The organism is Streptomyces sp. JJ38 (genome assembly GCF_019303475.1).
Classification (GTDB): domain Bacteria; phylum Actinomycetota; class Actinomycetes; order Streptomycetales; family Streptomycetaceae; genus Streptomyces.
In genome coordinates, this window is the sequence record NZ_JABLSI010000013.1 from 234,939 (window position 1) to 252,120 (window position 17,182).

10 protein-coding genes and 1 pseudogene are annotated in these 17,182 nt (G+C 70.0%); 8 read left to right on the top strand and 3 right to left on the bottom strand.

The features are described 5' to 3' along the window. Positions 1–5: 5 nt before the first annotated feature. Positions 6–3,206, top strand: a complete 3,201-nt coding sequence (locus HPT28_RS09680; protein ID WP_219090556.1) for a type I restriction endonuclease subunit R — start codon at positions 6–8, stop codon at positions 3,204–3,206. A gap of 49 nt (positions 3,207–3,255) precedes the next feature. Here the strand turns inward: HPT28_RS09680 and HPT28_RS09685 are convergent, their stop codons facing one another. Then, entirely contained in the window at positions 3,256–3,675 is a 420-nt protein-coding gene (locus HPT28_RS09685) for an ATP-binding protein (RefSeq protein WP_219090557.1), read from the bottom strand. 252 nt (positions 3,676–3,927) lie between these two features. Here HPT28_RS09685 and HPT28_RS09690 point away from each other — a divergent pair, with 252 nt between their 5' ends. The 3 genes from HPT28_RS09690 (at position 3,928) to HPT28_RS09700 (ending at position 6,675) form a co-directional block, all read left to right on the top strand. Continuing rightward, positions 3,928–4,776 carry a helix-turn-helix transcriptional regulator gene (locus HPT28_RS09690; protein ID WP_219090558.1) on the top strand — a complete coding sequence of 283 codons (849 nt, stop codon included), beginning with the start codon at positions 3,928–3,930 and terminating at the stop codon, positions 4,774–4,776. A 9-nt stretch (positions 4,777–4,785) separates the two neighbouring features. Continuing rightward, positions 4,786–4,977: a hypothetical protein gene (locus HPT28_RS09695; protein ID WP_219090559.1), complete on the top strand. Its 192-nt coding sequence runs from the start codon at positions 4,786–4,788 to the stop codon at positions 4,975–4,977. A gap of 81 nt (positions 4,978–5,058) precedes the next feature. Then, the gene (locus HPT28_RS09700; protein WP_219090560.1) at positions 5,059–6,675 is read left to right on the top strand and encodes a serine/threonine-protein kinase; all 1,617 of its coding nucleotides are present in this window, start codon (positions 5,059–5,061) and stop codon (positions 6,673–6,675) included. Between the two features lie 15 nt (positions 6,676–6,690). On the opposite strand, the gene HPT28_RS09705 is transcribed toward HPT28_RS09700, so the two are convergent. Continuing rightward, complete coding sequence (locus HPT28_RS09705) at positions 6,691–8,817, bottom strand: AIPR family protein (protein WP_219090561.1); 2,127 nt, start codon at positions 8,815–8,817, stop codon at positions 6,691–6,693. Positions 8,818–8,843: 26 nt separating this feature from the next. Further along, positions 8,844–10,244, bottom strand: coding sequence for a hypothetical protein (locus tag HPT28_RS09710; protein ID WP_219090562.1), 1,401 nt, complete (start codon positions 10,242–10,244; stop codon positions 8,844–8,846). Positions 10,245–11,364: 1,120 nt separating this feature from the next. Between HPT28_RS09710 and lanKC the strand changes: the two genes are divergently transcribed. From lanKC to HPT28_RS09730, 4 genes and pseudogenes are all read left to right on the top strand, one after another. Beyond that, entirely contained in the window at positions 11,365–14,001 is a 2,637-nt protein-coding gene (gene lanKC, locus HPT28_RS09715) for a class III lanthionine synthetase LanKC (RefSeq protein WP_219090563.1), read from the top strand. Then, positions 13,998–14,123 carry a SapB/AmfS family lanthipeptide gene (locus HPT28_RS09720; RefSeq protein WP_219090564.1) on the top strand — a complete coding sequence of 42 codons (126 nt, stop codon included), beginning with the start codon at positions 13,998–14,000 and terminating at the stop codon, positions 14,121–14,123. Before lanKC ends, HPT28_RS09720 begins: the two co-directional genes overlap by 4 nt. Before the next feature lie 145 nt (positions 14,124–14,268). After that, on the top strand, positions 14,269–16,116 hold the full coding sequence (locus HPT28_RS09725) for an ABC transporter ATP-binding protein (RefSeq protein ID WP_219090565.1): 1,848 nt from the start codon (positions 14,269–14,271) through the stop codon (positions 16,114–16,116). Further along, positions 16,113–17,182, top strand: a pseudogene (locus tag HPT28_RS09730) (ABC transporter ATP-binding protein); the annotation flags it as partial. The gene HPT28_RS09725 and the pseudogene HPT28_RS09730, both read left to right, overlap by 4 nt.

Genomic DNA, 17,182 nt, shown 5'->3' on the forward strand with positions numbered 1-17,182 from the left:
TGCTCATGGCCGTCCACGACGAAGCTGCCTTCGGGAACGCCATAGTCACCGCCTTGCTGGAGCGCGGTTGGCGTGAAGGAAACCGGTCGCACTACCAGCCCCACCTCGGCCTGGACACCGCGCAGCTCTTCGAGTTCATCGGAAAGACCCAAGCCGACGAATGGGCCGAACTGGTGGCCCTCTACGGCGGGGATCCCAACACCGCCCAGGCAGGGTTCGCCAAGCGCGTGGACCAGGCGATCGCGGCCGACGGGGTGCTGGACGTCCTCCGCAAGGGCGTGAAGGACCACGGCGTCCTGATCAGGCTCGCCTACTTCAAGCCGTCGCTCGTCGCGTCGGACGCGGTCCTGAACGACTACCGGGCGAACCGGCTGACCTTCGTCAAGGAGCTGGAGTACGCCGCCAAGCAGGCGGACAAGGGCAAGCGTCTCGATCTCACCCTCTTCCTCAACGGGATCCCGCTGGCGACCGCCGAGTTGAAGAACGCCCTCACGCGCCAGGGAGTGGAGGCCGCCAAGGACCAGTACCGCATGGACCGCGACCCCACCGAGCTGATCTTCGCGCGGCGCGTGATCGCGAACTTCGCCATCGACACGGACCTGGTGTTCGTCGCGCCGGAGCTGCGGGGCAAGCCGACGCGGTTCCTGCCGTTCAACACCGGGTCGGAGGGCCCGGGGAAGCCCGGCGGCGCGGGGAATCCGGCGCCCACCGTCCCCGGGACCTACGCGACCTCGTACCTGTGGGAGCAGATCTGGGAGCGGGACACCTGGCTGGACCTGATCGAGCGGTTCGTGCACCTCAGCAAGGAGAAGGGCCCGGACGGGCGGACCCGCAAGAAGCTGATCTTCCCGCGTTACCACCAGTGGGACATCGTCAAGAAGCTCGCCGACCATGCGGCCCGCCACGGCGCCGGTCACAACTACCTGGGCATGGCCTCTGCCGGATCCGGCAAGTCGAACACCATTGGGTGGCTGGCGCACCGTCTCTCGTCGCTGCACACGCCCACCGACCCCGCCGAGATCGACCCCGATGCCCTGACCGCCGGACTCAAGCCCGGCGCACCCGTCTTCGACAAGGTCGTGATCATCACCGACCGCCGCAATCTCGACGCTCAACTCCGCCAGACCGTCGGCAGCTTCGAGAAGACCGCCGGTCTGGTCGTGAAGATCGACGAGAAGCACGGTGCGAAGTCCGATCAGCTCGCCAAGGCGCTGTCCCGCGAGACCGGGAAGATCATCACCGTTACGCTGCACACCTTCCCGGCCCTGATCGACTACCTACGCCGCAACCCCACCGAGATCCAGGGCCACAACTTCGCGATCATCGTGGACGAGGCCCACTCCTCGCAGTCCGGCGACGCGGCCACGGCCGTACGCGCGGCGCTGCGTGACCTGGGCCTGGACTCGGACTCCGACGAGGCCGGGGCCACCGAGCTGGCAGCGGGGGCCACCACCGATGCCAAGCTCATCCGCAAAGCCGCCCAACGCAGCAAGGCTGCGAACCTGTCCTACTTCGCGTTCACCGCCACGCCCAAGGCCAAGACCCTCGAACTCTTCGGCACCCTGGAAAGTGTCAACGGGAAGCCGGCGTACGTCCCCTTCCACACGTACTCGATGCGCCAGGCCATCGAGGAAGGCTTCATCCTCGACCCCCTGCGCACCTACGTCACGTACAACACGTACTGGAAGCTGGTGAACAAGAACCCGGACGAGCGCGAGGTGGACCCGTCCAAGGCGAATCCGCTGCTCGCCCGGTACGCGCTCACGCACGACTCCACCGTGACGCAGCAGGCGCAGGTGATCGTCGAGCATTTCCGCACGCACACCGCAGGCAGGCTCGGCGGGCGCGCCAAGGCCATGGTGGTGACGGCCTCCCGGCACAGCGCCGTGCAGATGGCCCGTGCGATCAGGAAGTACATCGACGACCAGGCGTACGCCGACCCCGGCGTGCTGGTCGCCTTCTCGGGCAGCCTGACGTACGACGGCGAGGAGACCACCGAGCCGAAGGAGAACGGCGGCCTGGCCGAATCCGCGCTGCCGAAGGCGTTCGCGTACACACGCAAGGACGACAAGGCCGTGCGCACCGGCGGGAGGGCGACACAGCGCGAGTACCGCATCCTGGTCGTCGCCGAGAAGTACCAGACCGGCTTTGACCAGCCGCTGCTCACCACGATGTACGTGAACAAGAAGCTCGCGGGCATCAGCGCCGTCCAGACCCTGTCCCGTCTGAACCGCACGGCCGACCGCAAGTCGCAGGCGGACTTGGCCGTACTGGACTTCGTCAACGACGCCGAGGACATCAAGGAGTCCTTCCGTCCGTACTTCGAGGAGGCGAACACCCTCCCCTCCGACCCCAACCTCCTCTACACCGCGCAGAGCAGGGTCATGCAGCCCGACATCCTCGTCGAGGAGGAGATGCGAGCGTTCGCCGACGCCTACCTGGCGGCCGAGGAGAAGGCTGCGGGCTCGGTGGCCCGTTGGGAGAAGCTGCACGCCGAGCTGTACCGGCATCTGGGCCCTGCCGTCGAGCGGTTCACCGAGCTGCTGGACCACAAGGACGCGGCGGGGGACCCGGACGAGGACGCCGCCGAAGCCGCCGAGCAGTTCCGGGCGGACCTCAACGACTACGTCCGGAAGTACGGCTTCCTCTCGCAGATCGTGCCGTACCGCGATGCCGACCTCGAATGCCTCTACCTCTATGGCCGCCACCTGCTCAACCGTCTGCCGCGACGCGGAGACGGCGGCGTGGACATCGGGGACGTCGATCTCAGTCACCTGCGCATCCAGAAGACCGGGGAGCACGACCTCGCGCTGACCGCCGAGGGAGCTGCGGAGCTACGCGGCTTCGGCGAGGGCACTGGCGGCGCCAAGGAGCAGGAGAAGTCGCTGCTGTCGGAGCTGATCGAGAAGTTCAACGACAAGTTCGGCACCGACTTCACCGAACAGGACGTGATCACGCCGTTCTCCGAGGCGAAGGCGGACCCGAAGGTCCGCGCTGCCGCGGTCAACGACGAGGCAAACTTCGGGCTCGTCTTCGACGAGGTCTTCGAGGACAAGATGGCCGAGCACATCGACAGCATCGCCGATATGGGTCGGCAGTACTTCAGCCACGACGACAGCTTCAAGCAGTCGCTCAACCAGAGCGCTCGCCGGGCGGCTTGGCGGATGATCCGCCGGGAGGAGAACATCGACGACGAGGCAGCCTGACCCGCACGCCCGGGCTCCGCTCCCGCTCCCGGCGGCCAGCTCAGCCCCGTCAACCGCCCTGGTGGAGAGGGAGTCCCGCGATCACGGACGTTCCGCGAGTGGGGCGGGGCCGGACGGTCCAGGCGGTGGCGAGGCAGTCGACGAGGAGCAGACCCCGACCGCTCTCGGAGTCCGAGTCCGGGTGGGCCAGCACGGGCTTGCCGGTGCCGGTACCGGTGTCGGAGACGGCGAGCCAGTAGTGTCCGTCGGCGGGCCACAGGACGAGTTCAATGAGGTCCTCGTCCTCCCCGCATGCTCCATGGCGGATAGCGTTGGTGACCAGCTCGGAGGCCAGCAGGACCAGATCGTCTCGGAGGAGAGGACGAAGGGCGTGCGGCAGCGATTCGGCGACGGCGTGCCTGGCCCGCCGTACGGAGGCAGGGCGGGCGGGGAAGTGCCAGCGGACGGGGACGAGGGGGATCTCGGGCATGGCGAACTCCACGGGTGTGTGAAGGGTTTGGGATCGCCGGTGGCCTACCGCCCTGGTCGCGGGCACACCCGTCCCAGGGCAGGCGGGCGTGCTCGCGCGGTGCGCTTCCGACATTGCGATGTGCAGTGTGTGCACTACTGACGGTAGAGCACGAGGTGGTAAATTTTCCACGCGCCTAGGTAGATTAACCCCAGAGGGTGAAGGCAGCCTCCGCGCGCGGCTCAGCGACTCTTGTCGGACGGAAGGAACCCCATGCCCCCGAGGACGACCCCTACGGAACGGCAGAAGCGACTGGGAAGTGAACTGCGGCGTATCCGCACTGCGGCAGGCATGTCCGCAGAGTTCGCGGCGGGTCTGCTGGGTGTGGACCGAGGCAAGATTTCCAACATCGAGTCCGGCGTCCGGGGTATCAGCGCCGACCGCCTGCGCACACTGGCCTGCAACTGCGATGTGACCGATGAGTCGTACGTCAAGGCACTTGTCGAGATGGCTCAGGTGAGTACGGGATGGTGGGAGCGATACCGAGGCATCCTGCCCCAAGGCCTGCTGGACATCGCGGAATCAGAAAACAGCGCCGTGCGCCTCCACGGCGCCAACACCGTGCACGTGCCCGGCATGCTCCAGACGTCGGAACAGGCAATGGCCATCTTTCGCGCTGCCGTTCCTGCCATGCCCGAGCACGAGGTTGCTCTACGACTCGCGCTGCGCGCGGAACGCCAGCAGGTGATCACCGGCGAGAAGGCGATCCCGTACATCGCCGTCATCCACGAGGCGGCACTTCGGATGCGGTTCGGCGGAAACGACGTGGCCCGTGCCCAGTTGGAGTACCTGTTGGAGGTCTCTGAGCGGGACAACGTCACCGTGCTCGTCCTCCCCTTCGCCCAAGGCGCCTTCCCCGGTGCTGGCCAGACCGTCGTCTACATCGAAGGGCCTGTGCCGCAACTCGATACGGTGCAGGTAGACAGCTCCCACGGCCCCGCCTTTCTCCACGCCGAGGGACAGTTGGCGAAATACCGCGCGCAACTCGACTTGTTGGAAGGTCTGGCATTGCCACCAGAGCAGTCCCGAGACTTCATTCGTGACATCGCACGCCAACTGTGAGGAGTACCAGTGCCGGAGATCACCTGGGAAAGCCCGTTCTGCGCCGAAGGCAGTTCCTGCTTCCGCCTCGGCACCGACGCCGACGGCAACGGCTACATAGCCGTTGCCGGCCAGGAGGACCACTACCTCACCGACTCCCTCGAAGCCCTGCGCACCCTCATCACCGAGATCAAGGCGGGCAAGGCCGACCACCTGCTGTAGGAGCTGCCGGGCACCGCCGCCAGTCGGTACCGTGTACAGCCATCGGCTGACGAGGCCTCAGGAAGGGCAGGGGCGGACCGCGTGGCGCAGGCACGGAGAATCGGCGAGCAGGGCCGCTACGAGCTGATCGAGGAGATCGAGTCCGGCGGCATGGGCACGGACTGGCGCGGCTACGACGCCGTTCTCGACCGGGAGATCGCGGTCAAGATCATCCGGCCCGACGTCGTCGCGACACCCGCGCAGGCGGAGGAGTTCACCCGCCGCTTCGAGCGCGAGGCGCGCGTCACCGCACGCATCGGCCACCACGGGGTGCCGCAGGTCTTCGACGCCGTCTTGGACGAGGCGTCGTACGACCGGCTGTACCTGGTGATGGAGTACGTGCGCGGGGTCTCCCTGCGCAGGGTGCTCACGGGTGCGGAGGACGGAGCGGCGGTGCGGCTTCCAGTGAGCTGGGCCGCCTCGATCGCCGCGCAGATCTGCACGGTCCTGTCGTACGCCCACGCCATCCCGGTCGTGCACCGCGACCTGAAGCCGGACAACGTCCTGATCGCCGCGGACGGCACGGTCAAGGTGCTGGATTTCGGCATCGCGAAGCTGCTGGGCACGGACGTCACCAAGCTCACGGCCACCGGCAGCCGGATCGGTACCAGCCGCTACATGCCGCCCGAGCAGATCGACTGCGCGCAGATCACGCCGCTGAGCGACCTCTACGCCCTCGGCTGCGTGCTGCACGAACTCCTCGCCGGCGAGCCGGTCTTCAGCGGCGACACCGACTACCAGCTCCTGCACCAGCACATGGACGTGCCACCGACACCGTTGCGCGCCCTGCGGCCCGAGGTGCCGGAGGACCTGGAGGTGCTGGCCCTGGACCTGCTGGCCAAGGCGCCCGAACAGCGTCCGGTCGACGCGTACGCGGTCTACGAGCGCCTGTCGCCGCACCTGCCGCAGCCGGGTTCAGCGGCTGACCCCGTGGCCCTCGCCGACGACGGATCCCTTTCCGAGGCGCCCGACCCGACGCTGGTCTACCGGCAGCCGAACGCACCCCTGCGGCGGACCACGGTGCCTGCGCCTTCCCCCGAGTCGGCGGCTCCGGTGCCGGTTCCGGCGCGCGTCGACACCGCGTTGCGGGACACGATCAAAGACGCCTACGTCCGGTCTGCGGACCTCGCCGAGACGGGGCGGTTCGCCCAGGCCGCGGACGTGCTCAAGGCGGCGATCGTCACGGTGGCCACCGCCCTCGGCGCGCACAACCCCCGGGTGCTCGGCCTGCGGCGGCAGCGCGCGGCGGTCCTCATGGCCGGCGAGGACTTCCGGCGCGCCTTGCCAGAGTTCGACGCGCTGGCCGCCATCTACGTCCGTACGGCGGGACCGTCCAGCAAGAACGCGTTGGAGTGCCGTCGGCACGCCGCCCACTGCCGGGCCAACCTCGGCCAGGCCACCGCCGCGCTACGGGAGTTCCAGGCCGTCCTGGAGGTCGTGTCCGACGCGGCTGGAGACGCCTCCGCGACCGCCCTCGACCTGCGCCGCAGCATCGGCGTCCTCCTCTTCTCCGAGGGCCGCCGCGCCGAGGCCGAGGGCGTCCTCGACGCCCTCCACGAGGACATGTGCATTGTCCTCGGCGAGGACCACGAGGAGACCCGCGAGATCGCCGACCTCCTCGCCCGGCTGCACCGCCCGGAGGGGCCAGGCCTCTCCTGACGTCCGCAGGTACCGTCATTCCTCGTCCTCGCCCTCTTCCTCCTCCTCGTTGTGGAAACCCTGGGCCAGGCCCCACAGGCTGGGGCCATCCGCAAGGAACCAGCGAGTCGTCCCCTGGTTGGCCACCGGGCGATCGTCCCACTCGGCGTCTGCCCACATCTTCGACACCAGCCCGGACGGCGAGTACTGCTGCTCGTCGTACGCCCACAGGATCGACTTGGTGCGGTGATTGACCCAGGTCGCCTGGCGTCGCCTCTCGTCCTCGGCGAGCCATCCTTCCATGGCGTCGCGCTCGGGCTCGCCCTGAGCCACGTACCGGAGTGGGGCTCCGTCCTTGATGGCACGGCGGTCGACCAGAAGCGGCACCGTGTTCCTGCGGCGCTGCTTGCGCTCCTTCTTGGGAGGTGCGGGAACGGCGACCCCGTCGGCCAGGTCGCCGAGGACGTGTTCCGCGAGTTCTCGGCACGTCTTCTCGGTCTGGAAGGCGGTCCTGATCTGAGGACGGGGCCCGTAACGCGCGACGACCAGGTGCGTCAGCCGCCGCACCAGTTCTGGCACGAGCGCGGGGACCTTCTCCAGGACCTCGCTGTGCCAGTCGAAGTCGGGGTCGTCGATGCTCGTGGCGCCGAGATGATGGAAAACCAGGTGGGTGACGAGAAAGCCGCCGTGCTCCGCTGTTGCCGCCTCGCGGCTGTTCTGCTTTTCGCGGCCGTTACCGCCTACTTTGTAGACCGCGCTCCGCGCCGCGCGCAGTGTGAGCACGGAGCGCCACACCTTCTGCGGAGAGGGCTCGCGTTTGAACAGCAGGGTGTGGCTACCCGTGGAGCCCTGCTCCCACAGGTTCTCCGTGGAACTGGCGGCCCGGGCGGCTTGTGCGGCATCCGGATACAGGCAGGCAAGGGCCAGAGCGAGTTCGTCCAGTGAACAGCCGGTCTCAGGTGCGGCGACCGGCTCTCCCCGCTTGATCACGTACTGCTTCCGCAGTTCGGCGCGCAGGTTGGCTTTGATGGCCTGGTGCACGGGTTCGAGCGCGATGTGATCGCGCTGTTCAATGGCGTTCTGCCGGTTCGCCGCCTGCGAGACCTGAACTCCGAACTTCCGGTCCTCTTGCGTGTTGATGACCTTGATACTGAGGGTGGCGTTGGCTGCGGCCTCGCCGTCGTCGTGCATGGCCCTGGCGACAGCCCGAACCGTCTGGGCGCCGTTGACGATGCTCGCACCCGTCACGGTGAGAGTGGTCGGTCTGCTCTGCGGTGACTTGGCGCTGTCGTGCCTTGCCGTGAGCGAGTCGCAGATCATGGTGACACCGTTGTTCAGATGCCAGAACTTGGTCGGATCTGATGTGAGGGTCTGACCGATCTCCGCATTGGTGACGGTGGGCCCGAGCGGGGCCCGGAGGTTCTGCTCGAACAGGCCACTACCGTGCGTCTCGTACCACTCGGCAACGCTCTCGGCGGAGACCGTGCCCTGATAGGCCTCAAGCGGCCCCTTCTGCTGATACCAGTCGTCAAGACGTACGTCGAGGCGGATCGGTTCCGGCCGAAGGTCGGCATGAACCTGGTCGTGGAAGTCTGCGGCGTACAGCACCTCGATGCTCAAGCGGGCGCCATACTTGTTGAACTCGCCGAGAGCGTTCTCGAGAACCTCGACTGCGGGCGGGGAGGGCTTCACCGTGCCCATCAGTGCGATGACCAGAGTTGCCTTGCTGTTGACGATGAACGGCCTGGCTTCCAGGGCGAGGGCACCCGCACGCTGGTTGAACTGGTCGTACAGCTCATTGTCGATCCGATTCAGGCCGTCGACCATCGTCTTGGCAGCGTCCACGTCGAAGGTTGCCGTACCTTTGTCACTCCACTTCGCCTGGACGAGCAGAGCCTGCCCGCTCTCCGGCAGAGGGGCGATGGCATCCAATCCCTGGTCCGCGATACCGTCCGTGACGAACTGGGCCGCCTCGGCCACAGTGCATTGAGCCACGCGTCGTACCGCGAGGGCCGCGAGGGCGCGGGAGAGAAAACGCTGTTCGTAGTTGCCCCCGCGAAAGTGGGCGATGTCACTGTCGTCGATCACCCCGTGAAAAGTCTCGTGCAGTTGCTCGCGGACCTGCATTACCTGGCGAGGCGTGTCCGCCGCCGAGGTGGCCATGGATGGTTGCCTTTTCTCTGGTGCTGTCATGCGATGCCCTGAGCCCGCGTCCCGATCCCTGAGCCGTTGCCGCGCGGCCGACTGCTGAAGTCGGCGACCACTAGAGCGACACCGACCGTATCGACAGTGGCCTCCACCCAGCCCAAGGCCACTTCGATGGGCACGTCGCGCGCACCGAACCAGCCGTCGCGCACCAGCCGGGCGAAGTCGGTCGGTACCAGGTGGCGGGTGAGGGCATCGACGGACGGACCTGAGAGGCCAGCCTCCGCCGCGGTCGAGTCGGCTGCTGCAATCTGGCCGTAGGGGTAGATGGCACCAGAGCTCGTCCGGTGTAGGGCAGCAGTGAAGGGCACGTGGTCGTGAACGCGGAGAAAAAGCGGATCGTCCAGCAGGCCGTAGTCGTCAGCGCTGCCCCGGATGGGTCTCGGCAAGCGGCGAACACGGTCGAGGAAGTCGTCCAGACTGTGCCGGGTGGCGCACGACAAGAGTCCGTTCGGGCCAGGACTCAGGTAGCGCAGTACGATGAGCGTCTGGGTGCCGACGTGGTAGTAGTAGGCGTCGAGGGAGCTCTCCCCGCCGTCGACCACCCGCTGACCGGTTACCGACGTGGCCTCGAAGTCATAGTTTTGGCGACCTCTGCCGCTCGCGAACGTCTGGACCACGGTCTCACCGACGCCGCTGAACCTCTCCGCTACTCGTCCGCGGATGTCGTCGAGCGTCGGCTGAACCGCAGTCCCGGTGAACCCGCTCAGGAAGCCTCCCCGGGCGACCGTCTTCTCCCAGCTGTGCACCGGCGCGAAGTCGTTCGGGGCCAGCCCAGCGATCTTGGCGAAGAGCAGCAGGGCGTCACGCTCATCGCGCCACCGGAGCTCCCGGTCACTCCAGCCTTCGCCGTCGTCGAGCAGTGGCAACAGCCTCTGGACTTCTCTTTCGACGTCAGGGGCGATACGTCGCAGATTGGCGAGCACGACGTCCGCGCCGACCGTGACAGGACCGCTTTCCGGTAAGGACCGGGCGAGTGAGTCGTCTCGCTCGCCGGCGGAGCACCAGAGTCCTGAGAAGGGCACCAGGCTCCGAATCCTTCGTGCCCGGGTGACGATGACCTTCCGGTCCCGGTCGGTCTCGTGAGCAGGGCGCACGATGCCCAGCCCCCAGATCCGCTCCGGTTGCTCCGGACCAGCTTCGTCACCCTGTTGGCCGGAAGGAGCAAGCACGACCGCGAGATGTGGTTTGACCTCAGGCCAGTCGCGGCAAGGTTGGGAGTAGGACCTCTCCTTGGTGTAGTCGGCATCGAGCAGGCAAAGTAGGTCATTGTCAGGGCGCAGGATCGCCAGCCGCGTCGGTCGCGCCGAAGACGGGAGATCTGCCCGCCGTGTTGGTGTGAACGCCATCCACTCCCCCGAATCGCCTGCCACGAACTTGAGCACGGCTCGCGGGTATGATAGCGCGACCAGCTGCGACCGGCGGCTCCAACATCTCCGAGCTCGGTGCTCAAAGATTGAGCTAACGGACTCGCTAACTGCCCCCCGCCCAGTTGATGTTGCACAGTCCACCGTTACCTCGTCAAACGCCCAACAGGGTTAACAAGTTGTTCCGCATGGCCGTCGGGCCGATCACGAGACCAGCGGCGCTACGCCGTCCCTTCTCTCCAACGCCGTTCTGCCATGGGCAAGCGCGCCATCGACGCAACGCCCGGCTCTGCGGCCACCAGGCTTTGGCCGGCGCACGCCTTAGCCCATCGACGAGACGGGGTGTTCGCTCGAGATGGTGATTTCGTCACAAATCACCGACTCAACCAGCAGGGCCAAGCGCGAGGTCGCCCTGCACTCTGTGGTACTCGGCGAGCGCCCTTGTGACCCGCGGCTCGCCATCGCTCTGACTGGTGCAGCCAAGGCCCGAGGCCGGGCACCGCCGCGATGTCCGCGATCCATGGAGCGATGTGGGCGCGATCCTGATCACCGGCACGGGCTGGATTGACGCCAATGGGCGGGCGAAACGCGATCTCCTTCGCAAATAGGGCACTTCATCGCTGCGGGGTGTGCGCGGAATGGCCGACTGGCCTTCCCGCAAGGAAGCGCTCTGACCTGCGGGAACGTGTGGGTGTCCCCCGGCCTCCGGAGTCGTGTGCGCAGGTTCGAACCCTGCCGGGGGGTGCTTCGGAATCAAGGCTCTGACCAGCAGTAATGCCGGTCAGAGCCGTTCTTGCGTAGGTCGACGCGTATGCATCGCCTCGTGTCACCCTCCCTCGCCTCATGTGCCCGTGTGCCGGGGATCGGGCCTGCGGGCGCGCGCACTCCGCGTGCCAGGGTGCGCGGCAACGGCATGCAGCCCCGGTGGTGTTGGCACGGCCCGGCAAGGTCGTCTTCATGGCTCCGTGCGCGCCGCCGCTGCGTCAACGGAGCCGCCCCGGGCGGAACGTACGTGTGAGTAGCGCACGGCCGGACGGTGACACTTGTGACTACTGGCGCGCCGCCGCGTCGTGAAAACGTACTCACGGCGACACGGTGAGTGACGCCCTGCGGAGACAATCGTCCGAAGGGAGTGCGCGTGAACCAGGGGTACGCGGCGTTCTGCGGCACCGACCAGTTCTTCTACGACACCCCTCGGCGCCCCGCCACCGCCTCCGACGACGGCCGGTCGTCCGCCGAGTACCGGGCTGCCGCCCGCCCCGTGCCGGACGGCTGGCGCACGCACCGGGCCGGCGACTGGCTCGCGTTGCGTCCTGAGGACGCCGAACTCCCCAAGCAGGGCTGGAAGATCCACATATCGGCCACCCTGCGGAACGCGGAGTCGGTGCTGGAGCGGGTGTGGGAGTACTGCGTCCAGCGCGGACTCGCCTTCAAGTTCGTTCCCGGGCCGCACCTCCTGCGGCTGCGCAACGCCAAGTACGCCAACCGCGGCGCCAGCGGGAAGTTCGTCACCGTCTACCCGCCGGACGAGGCGGCGTGCGAGACCACGGCACGCGACCTCGACAGTCTGCTGGCCGGCGAGCCGGGCCCCTACATCCTCAGCGACGTGCGCTGGAACCAGGGCCCGGTGTACCTGCGCTACGGCAGCTTCACCCGGCGCCACGCCTACGACGACGCCGGCGAGGCCGTCCCCGCGGTGGAGACGCCGGAAGGCGTGCTGGTGCCGGACGAGCGCGGTAACGCCTTCCGGGTGCCCGAATGGGTCACGGTCCCGGCGTTCCTCCAGCCGCACATCGAGGCGCGCTCCGCGGTCGACGTCACCGGCCTGCCCTACACGATCGAGCGGGCGCTGCACTTCTCCAACGGCGGCGGCGTGTACCAGGCGCGTGACACCCGGACCGGGGAACGGGTGGTGCTCAAGGAGGCCCGGCCGCACGCGGGGCTGGCGGCGGACGGCGCCGACGCGGTCGAACGCCTGCACCGGGAGCGCCGGGCACTGGAGCGGCTGTCGGGCCTGAGCTGCGCGCCGGAGGTGAAGGACACCTTCGTCCTGGGGGACCACCACTTCCTGGTGCTGGAGTACATCGACGGCAAGCCGCTCAACTCCTTCTTCGCCCAGCGCCACCCGCTCATCGACCCCGAACCCGAGCCGGAGCGGCTGGCCGAGTACGCGCGGTGGGCGATGCGGATGCACGCACTGGTGGAACAGGCCGTCGAGGCCGTACACGCGCGCGGCATCGTCTTCCACGACCTGCACCTCTTCAACGTGATGGTCTCCGAGGACGAATCCTCCGTGGTGCTGCTGGACTTCGAGGTCGCCCAGGACGTCGCGGACGCCGGACGCCAGACGGTGGCCCACCCCGCCTTCGTGGCCCCGCCCGGTCTCCGGGGCTTCGACATCGACCGGTACGCGCTCGCCTGTCTGCGCCTCGCCCTGTTCCTGCCGCTGACCAGCCTGCTCGCCATCGACCGGACCAAGGCCGCCCATCTGGCCGAGGTGGCGGCCGGGCGGTTCCCGGAAGCCGAAGCGTTTCTGCGGCGTGGCGTGGCGGAGATCCTCCGGACCCCGGCCCAGGGGGAGACCGGTCGGCGCATACCCCCGGTCGACCCCGGCGACTGGCCGTACAGCGGGGAGTCGCTGGCACGCGGCATCGCGGCCTCCGTGACTCCCGAACGCGAGGACCGCTGCTTCCCCGGCGACATCGCCCAGTTCACCGCGACCGGCGGCGGCCTGTCGTTCGCCCACGGCGCGGCCGGAGTCCTGTACGCGCTCTCCGCCAGCGGCGCGCCGAGGTGCCTGGAAGCCGAGGAGTGGCTGCTGACCCGCGCCAAGCAGCCCCCGTCCGGCACCCCGCTGGGCTTCTACGACGGACTGGCGGGCCTCGCCTGGACGCTGGACCACCTCGGCCACCGCGACCAGGCCCTTTCCCTGGTGGAGTTCGCCCTCGACCAGCCCTGGGAGTCGCTGCCGTCCGGCCTGCACGGCGGCCTCGCCGGGTTCGGCCTGGCCCTGGACTCGCTCGCCGCCACCACCGGCGAGCACCAGCTGCGCACAGCGGCCCTGCGCTGCGCCGAGATCATCCAGGCCCGGCAGCGGCCGACCGGCCCGGACGGCTCTGCGCACACCGGCCTGCTACGCGGCGCCACCGGGCCCGCGCTCCTGGGCATCCGGCTGTACGAGCACACCGGCGACGCATCCCTCCTCGACCTGGCCGCCGACGCGCTGGGCCAGGACCTGGACCGGTGCGTCACCCGACCCGGCGGCGCCCTGCACACCGACGAGGGCTGGCGCACCCTGCCCTACGTCGGCGCGGGCAGCGTCGGCGTCGGCATGGTCCTGGACGACTACCTGGCCCACCGCCCGGACGAGCGGTTCGAACGGGCCCGGACCGGGATCGTCCGCGCCGCGCGGGCCGGGTTCTACGCCCAGCCGGGGCTGTTCCGCGGCCTGGCGGGCATGGTGCTCTACCTCGGCCGCACCACCGCGCCCGGCGCCCGCGCCGCCGACCTCCAGCGCCAGTCCGGGGCGCTGGCCTGGCACGCCATGAACTTCCAAGGCCATCTGGCCTTTCCCGGAGAGCAGATGATGCGGCTGTCCATGGATCTCGCCACGGGCTCCGCCGGTGTGCTGCTGGCGCTGGCCGCGGCACAGCCGGGACACCCGGCCGCGCTGCCCTTCCTGCCGCCCCCGGGGCGGCCCCACGGACCGGTTCCCAACAGGGGGCCGAAGCAGGAAAAACGCAACACCATCCCGAGTGGAGAGGAACCATCATGACCCTTCTCGACCTGCAGACGATGGAGACCGTGAAGGACGAGGCCATGGGCGACACCGCCCACGGCAGCGAGGCCAGCCTGCTGCTCTGCGGTGACAGCTCCCTGAGCGTCACCACCTGCTGACACCGGCTCCACAGGGCCCGGACCGCACACGGCCGCCGTCGCATAGCCGAAGGCCCGTGGCGGTCCGGGCCCTGGCCGCGCCGCCGCGCGCCCCGGGGCCGCGGCCGTGGAACCGCCGTCCGTCCGAAGCAAGGAGATACCGCCCATGGCGCCCGCTCCTCCCCGGCCCGCCGGGAGTGGCACCTCCGGACGGCGACTGCTCCTGCGGACCGCCTGGCACGCCAGGTTCGGCACCGCGGGAGTCCTGTTGTGTGCCACGCTCTCCGCCGCGTCCGCCCTGGCCCTGCCGGCGGTGCTGGGACACACCCTCGACCTGCTGATGGAGGGCCGTCCCGGCGCCGGCCGATGGCTGGCCCTCTGCGTCACGCTGATGGCCGCCGACGTGTTTCTGGAGGCCGCGCTCGCCTATCTGGCCGGGGCGGTGGGGGGCCGCTCGACCGCCTGGCTGCGTACCCGGGGCCTCCAGGCGCTGCTGGCCGCCGCCCCGCACCGACTCTCCCGGGTCACTCCCGGTGACGCCGCCACGCTGCTCTCGGCCCGCACCGCCGAGGCGGGCGCCGGGCCGGCCGCCGGGGCGCGGCTCGTCGCCTCGCTGCTGACGCCGGCCGGGGGACTGATCGCCCTGTTCCTGATCGACGTCCGCACCGGCCTGGCCTTCGCCGTCGGACTTCCGGCGCTGGTGCTGCTGCTGCGGGCCTTCGCCCGCCGGTCCGCCGAGAGCGTGACGCACTATCAACGCGTCCAGTCGGACATCGCGTCGCGGCTGCTGGACGCCCTGGCCGGAGCACACACCATCGCCGCGGCGGGGACGGAGGACCAGGAGCGGCGGCGCGTGCTGGCTCCCCTGGCGGAACTCGGCGTCCAGGGACGGCGGATGTGGAGCGCGTACGGACGGGCGGTCGCCCGGGGCGGCGTCCTGATGCCGCTCCTCGTGACCGCGGTACTGGCGGTCGGCGGCCTCGGTCTCACCGAGGGCCGCCTCAGCGTCGGGGAACTGCTGGCGGCCGCCAGGTACGCGGCGCTCGCGGCCGGAGCCGGGGCGGTCGCCGGTCATCTCCAGGCGCTGGTGCAGGGCCGGGTCGCGGCAGTCCGGCTCGCCGAGCTGCTGGCCGTGCCGCCCGTCACCTACGGCACGGCCCCGCTTCCGGCGGCCGGGCCGGGCAGACTGGACCTGCGCAACGTTCGGGTGTCGCGCGAGGGCCGGACCCTGCTGGACGATGTCGATCTGACCGTTCCGGGAGGAGTGACCGCGGCGGTCGTCGGGCACTCCGGAGCCGGGAAGAGCACCCTCGCCGCGATCGCCGGGCGGCTCGCCGACCCCGACGAGGGCCGGGTACTGCTCGACGGCGTCGAGCTGGCCTCGGTGCCCCGTGCCGCGTTGCGCCGCGAGGTCGGCTATGCCTTCAGCAGGCCCGTTCTCTTCGGCGACACCGTTCAGGACGCCCTGGCCTGGGGCGCGGAGGCGGCCCCGCCCTCCCGGGTGGTCGCGGCGGCCCGCGCGGCCGGGGCCGACGGCTTCATCCGGCGGCTCCCGCACGCGTACGCCACCTCACTCGCCCTGACCCCGATGTCCGGCGGGGAGTCCCAACGGCTCGGCCTGGCGAGGGCTTTCGCGCACGCCGGCAGGCTGCTGATCCTGGACGACGCCACCTCCAGCCTGGACACCGCGACCGAGCGGGAGGTGGACCGGGCGCTGGCGCGGGAGGTACGCCCCGGAACCCGGCTGATCGTCGCTCACCGCCAGGCCACGGCCGCCCGCGCGGACCTGGTGGTCTGGCTGGACGGCGGCCGGGTCCGTGCCGTCGCCCCGCACGCCGAGCTCCGCCACGACCCGCACTACCGGGCGGTGTTCGCCGAAGCCGACGCGGGGTCCGGAGCGGGGTCCGGAGCGGGGCCCGGCGCCGCGCGCGAGACCGAGTCCGTTGCCGAGTCCGGCGCTGAGGCGGACGCCGCGGCGGGCGCCGCCACCGCCCACGAACGGAGCCGGAGATGAGCCGAGCACCGCGACCGGGCCGGGGCGCACTGCGTCGCCTGCTGCCCCAGGCCCGCCGGTTCCTGCGCCACCGCACCCGGGTACTCGTCCGCCTGGCACTGCTGTCCCTGCTGGAGTCGGGGGGGACGTTCCTCAGCGGCTACGCCCTGGCGCGGGCGCTGGACGACGGGTTCCTGGCCGGCAACTCCGGAGTCGGTCTCCTCTGGCTGGGCGCCGGTGCCCTCGCCGTCCTGGTGAGTGGTCCCGTGGTGCGGGCCGTGTTCGGCGCGCTGGCGGAACTGACCGAGCCGCTGCGGGACGGGCTCGTCCGCCGGGCGGTGACGGGCGCGCTGTACCGGGCGACGGCCGACCCCGCACGCGCGGGCGGCGGCTCTGCGGCGGGCGCGGACAGCGCGGTGGTGTCCCGGCTCACCCAGCAGACCGAGATCGCCCGCGACAGCTTCGCGGGCCTCGTCCTGACCACCCGTTCCTTCGTCTTCACCGCGCTCGGCGCCCTGGTGGGCCTGGCCTCCCTCGCCCCGCAGTTCCTGCTGGTGGTGCTTCCCCCGCTGGCCGCCGGTCTCCTGCTGTTCCTGTGCACCCTGGCGCCGATGGCAGCAGCACAACGGCGGTTCCTGGACCGGGACGAGGCGTTCGCCGACCGGGCCGGTGCGCTGCGCGGCGGGCTGCGCGACATCGCCGCGTGCGGGACGCGGCAGCAGGCCGAGGGAGAGGCGGCGCCGCTGGTCGAGGCGGCCGCGTCGTCGGCGCGCTCCCTGGCCCGCTGGGCCGCCGCGCGTACGGTGGCGCTCGGCGTGGCGGGTCAGCTCCCCGTCGCCCTGCTCCTGGTGGCCACTCCCTGGCTGCTGCGCCAGGGAGTGACCCCGGGGGCGCTGCTGGGGGCTTTCGCCTACCTCGTCCAGGCGCTGCTGCCCGCTCTGCGGACCCTGATGACGGCGGTGGGGGCGGCCGGAACGCGTCTGCTGGTCGTGCTGGACCGACTCGCCGGCACGCCGTCGCCAGCCCGGCCACGGCCGGAGGCCGCCGCACCGCCGGAGGCCGCCGCACCGCCGGAGGCCGCCGCACC

Excerpts from the sequence above, each read along its gene's own strand:
- HPT28_RS09705 (WP_219090561.1), bottom strand. The coding sequence starts at position 8,817 with ATGGCCACCTCGGCGGCGGACACGCCTCGCCAGGTAATGCAGGTCCGC.
- HPT28_RS09685 (WP_219090557.1), bottom strand. The coding sequence starts at position 3,675 with ATGCCCGAGATCCCCCTCGTCCCCGTCCGCTGGCACTTCCCCGCCCGC.
- HPT28_RS09725 (WP_219090565.1), top strand. The coding sequence starts at position 14,269 with ATGGCGCCCGCTCCTCCCCGGCCCGCCGGGAGTGGCACCTCCGGACGG.
- HPT28_RS09680 (WP_219090556.1), top strand. The coding sequence starts at position 6 with ATGGCCGTCCACGACGAAGCTGCCTTCGGGAACGCCATAGTCACCGCC.
- HPT28_RS09720 (WP_219090564.1), top strand. The coding sequence starts at position 13,998 with ATGACCCTTCTCGACCTGCAGACGATGGAGACCGTGAAGGACGAGGCC.
- HPT28_RS09690 (WP_219090558.1), top strand. The coding sequence starts at position 3,928 with ATGCCCCCGAGGACGACCCCTACGGAACGGCAGAAGCGACTGGGAAGT.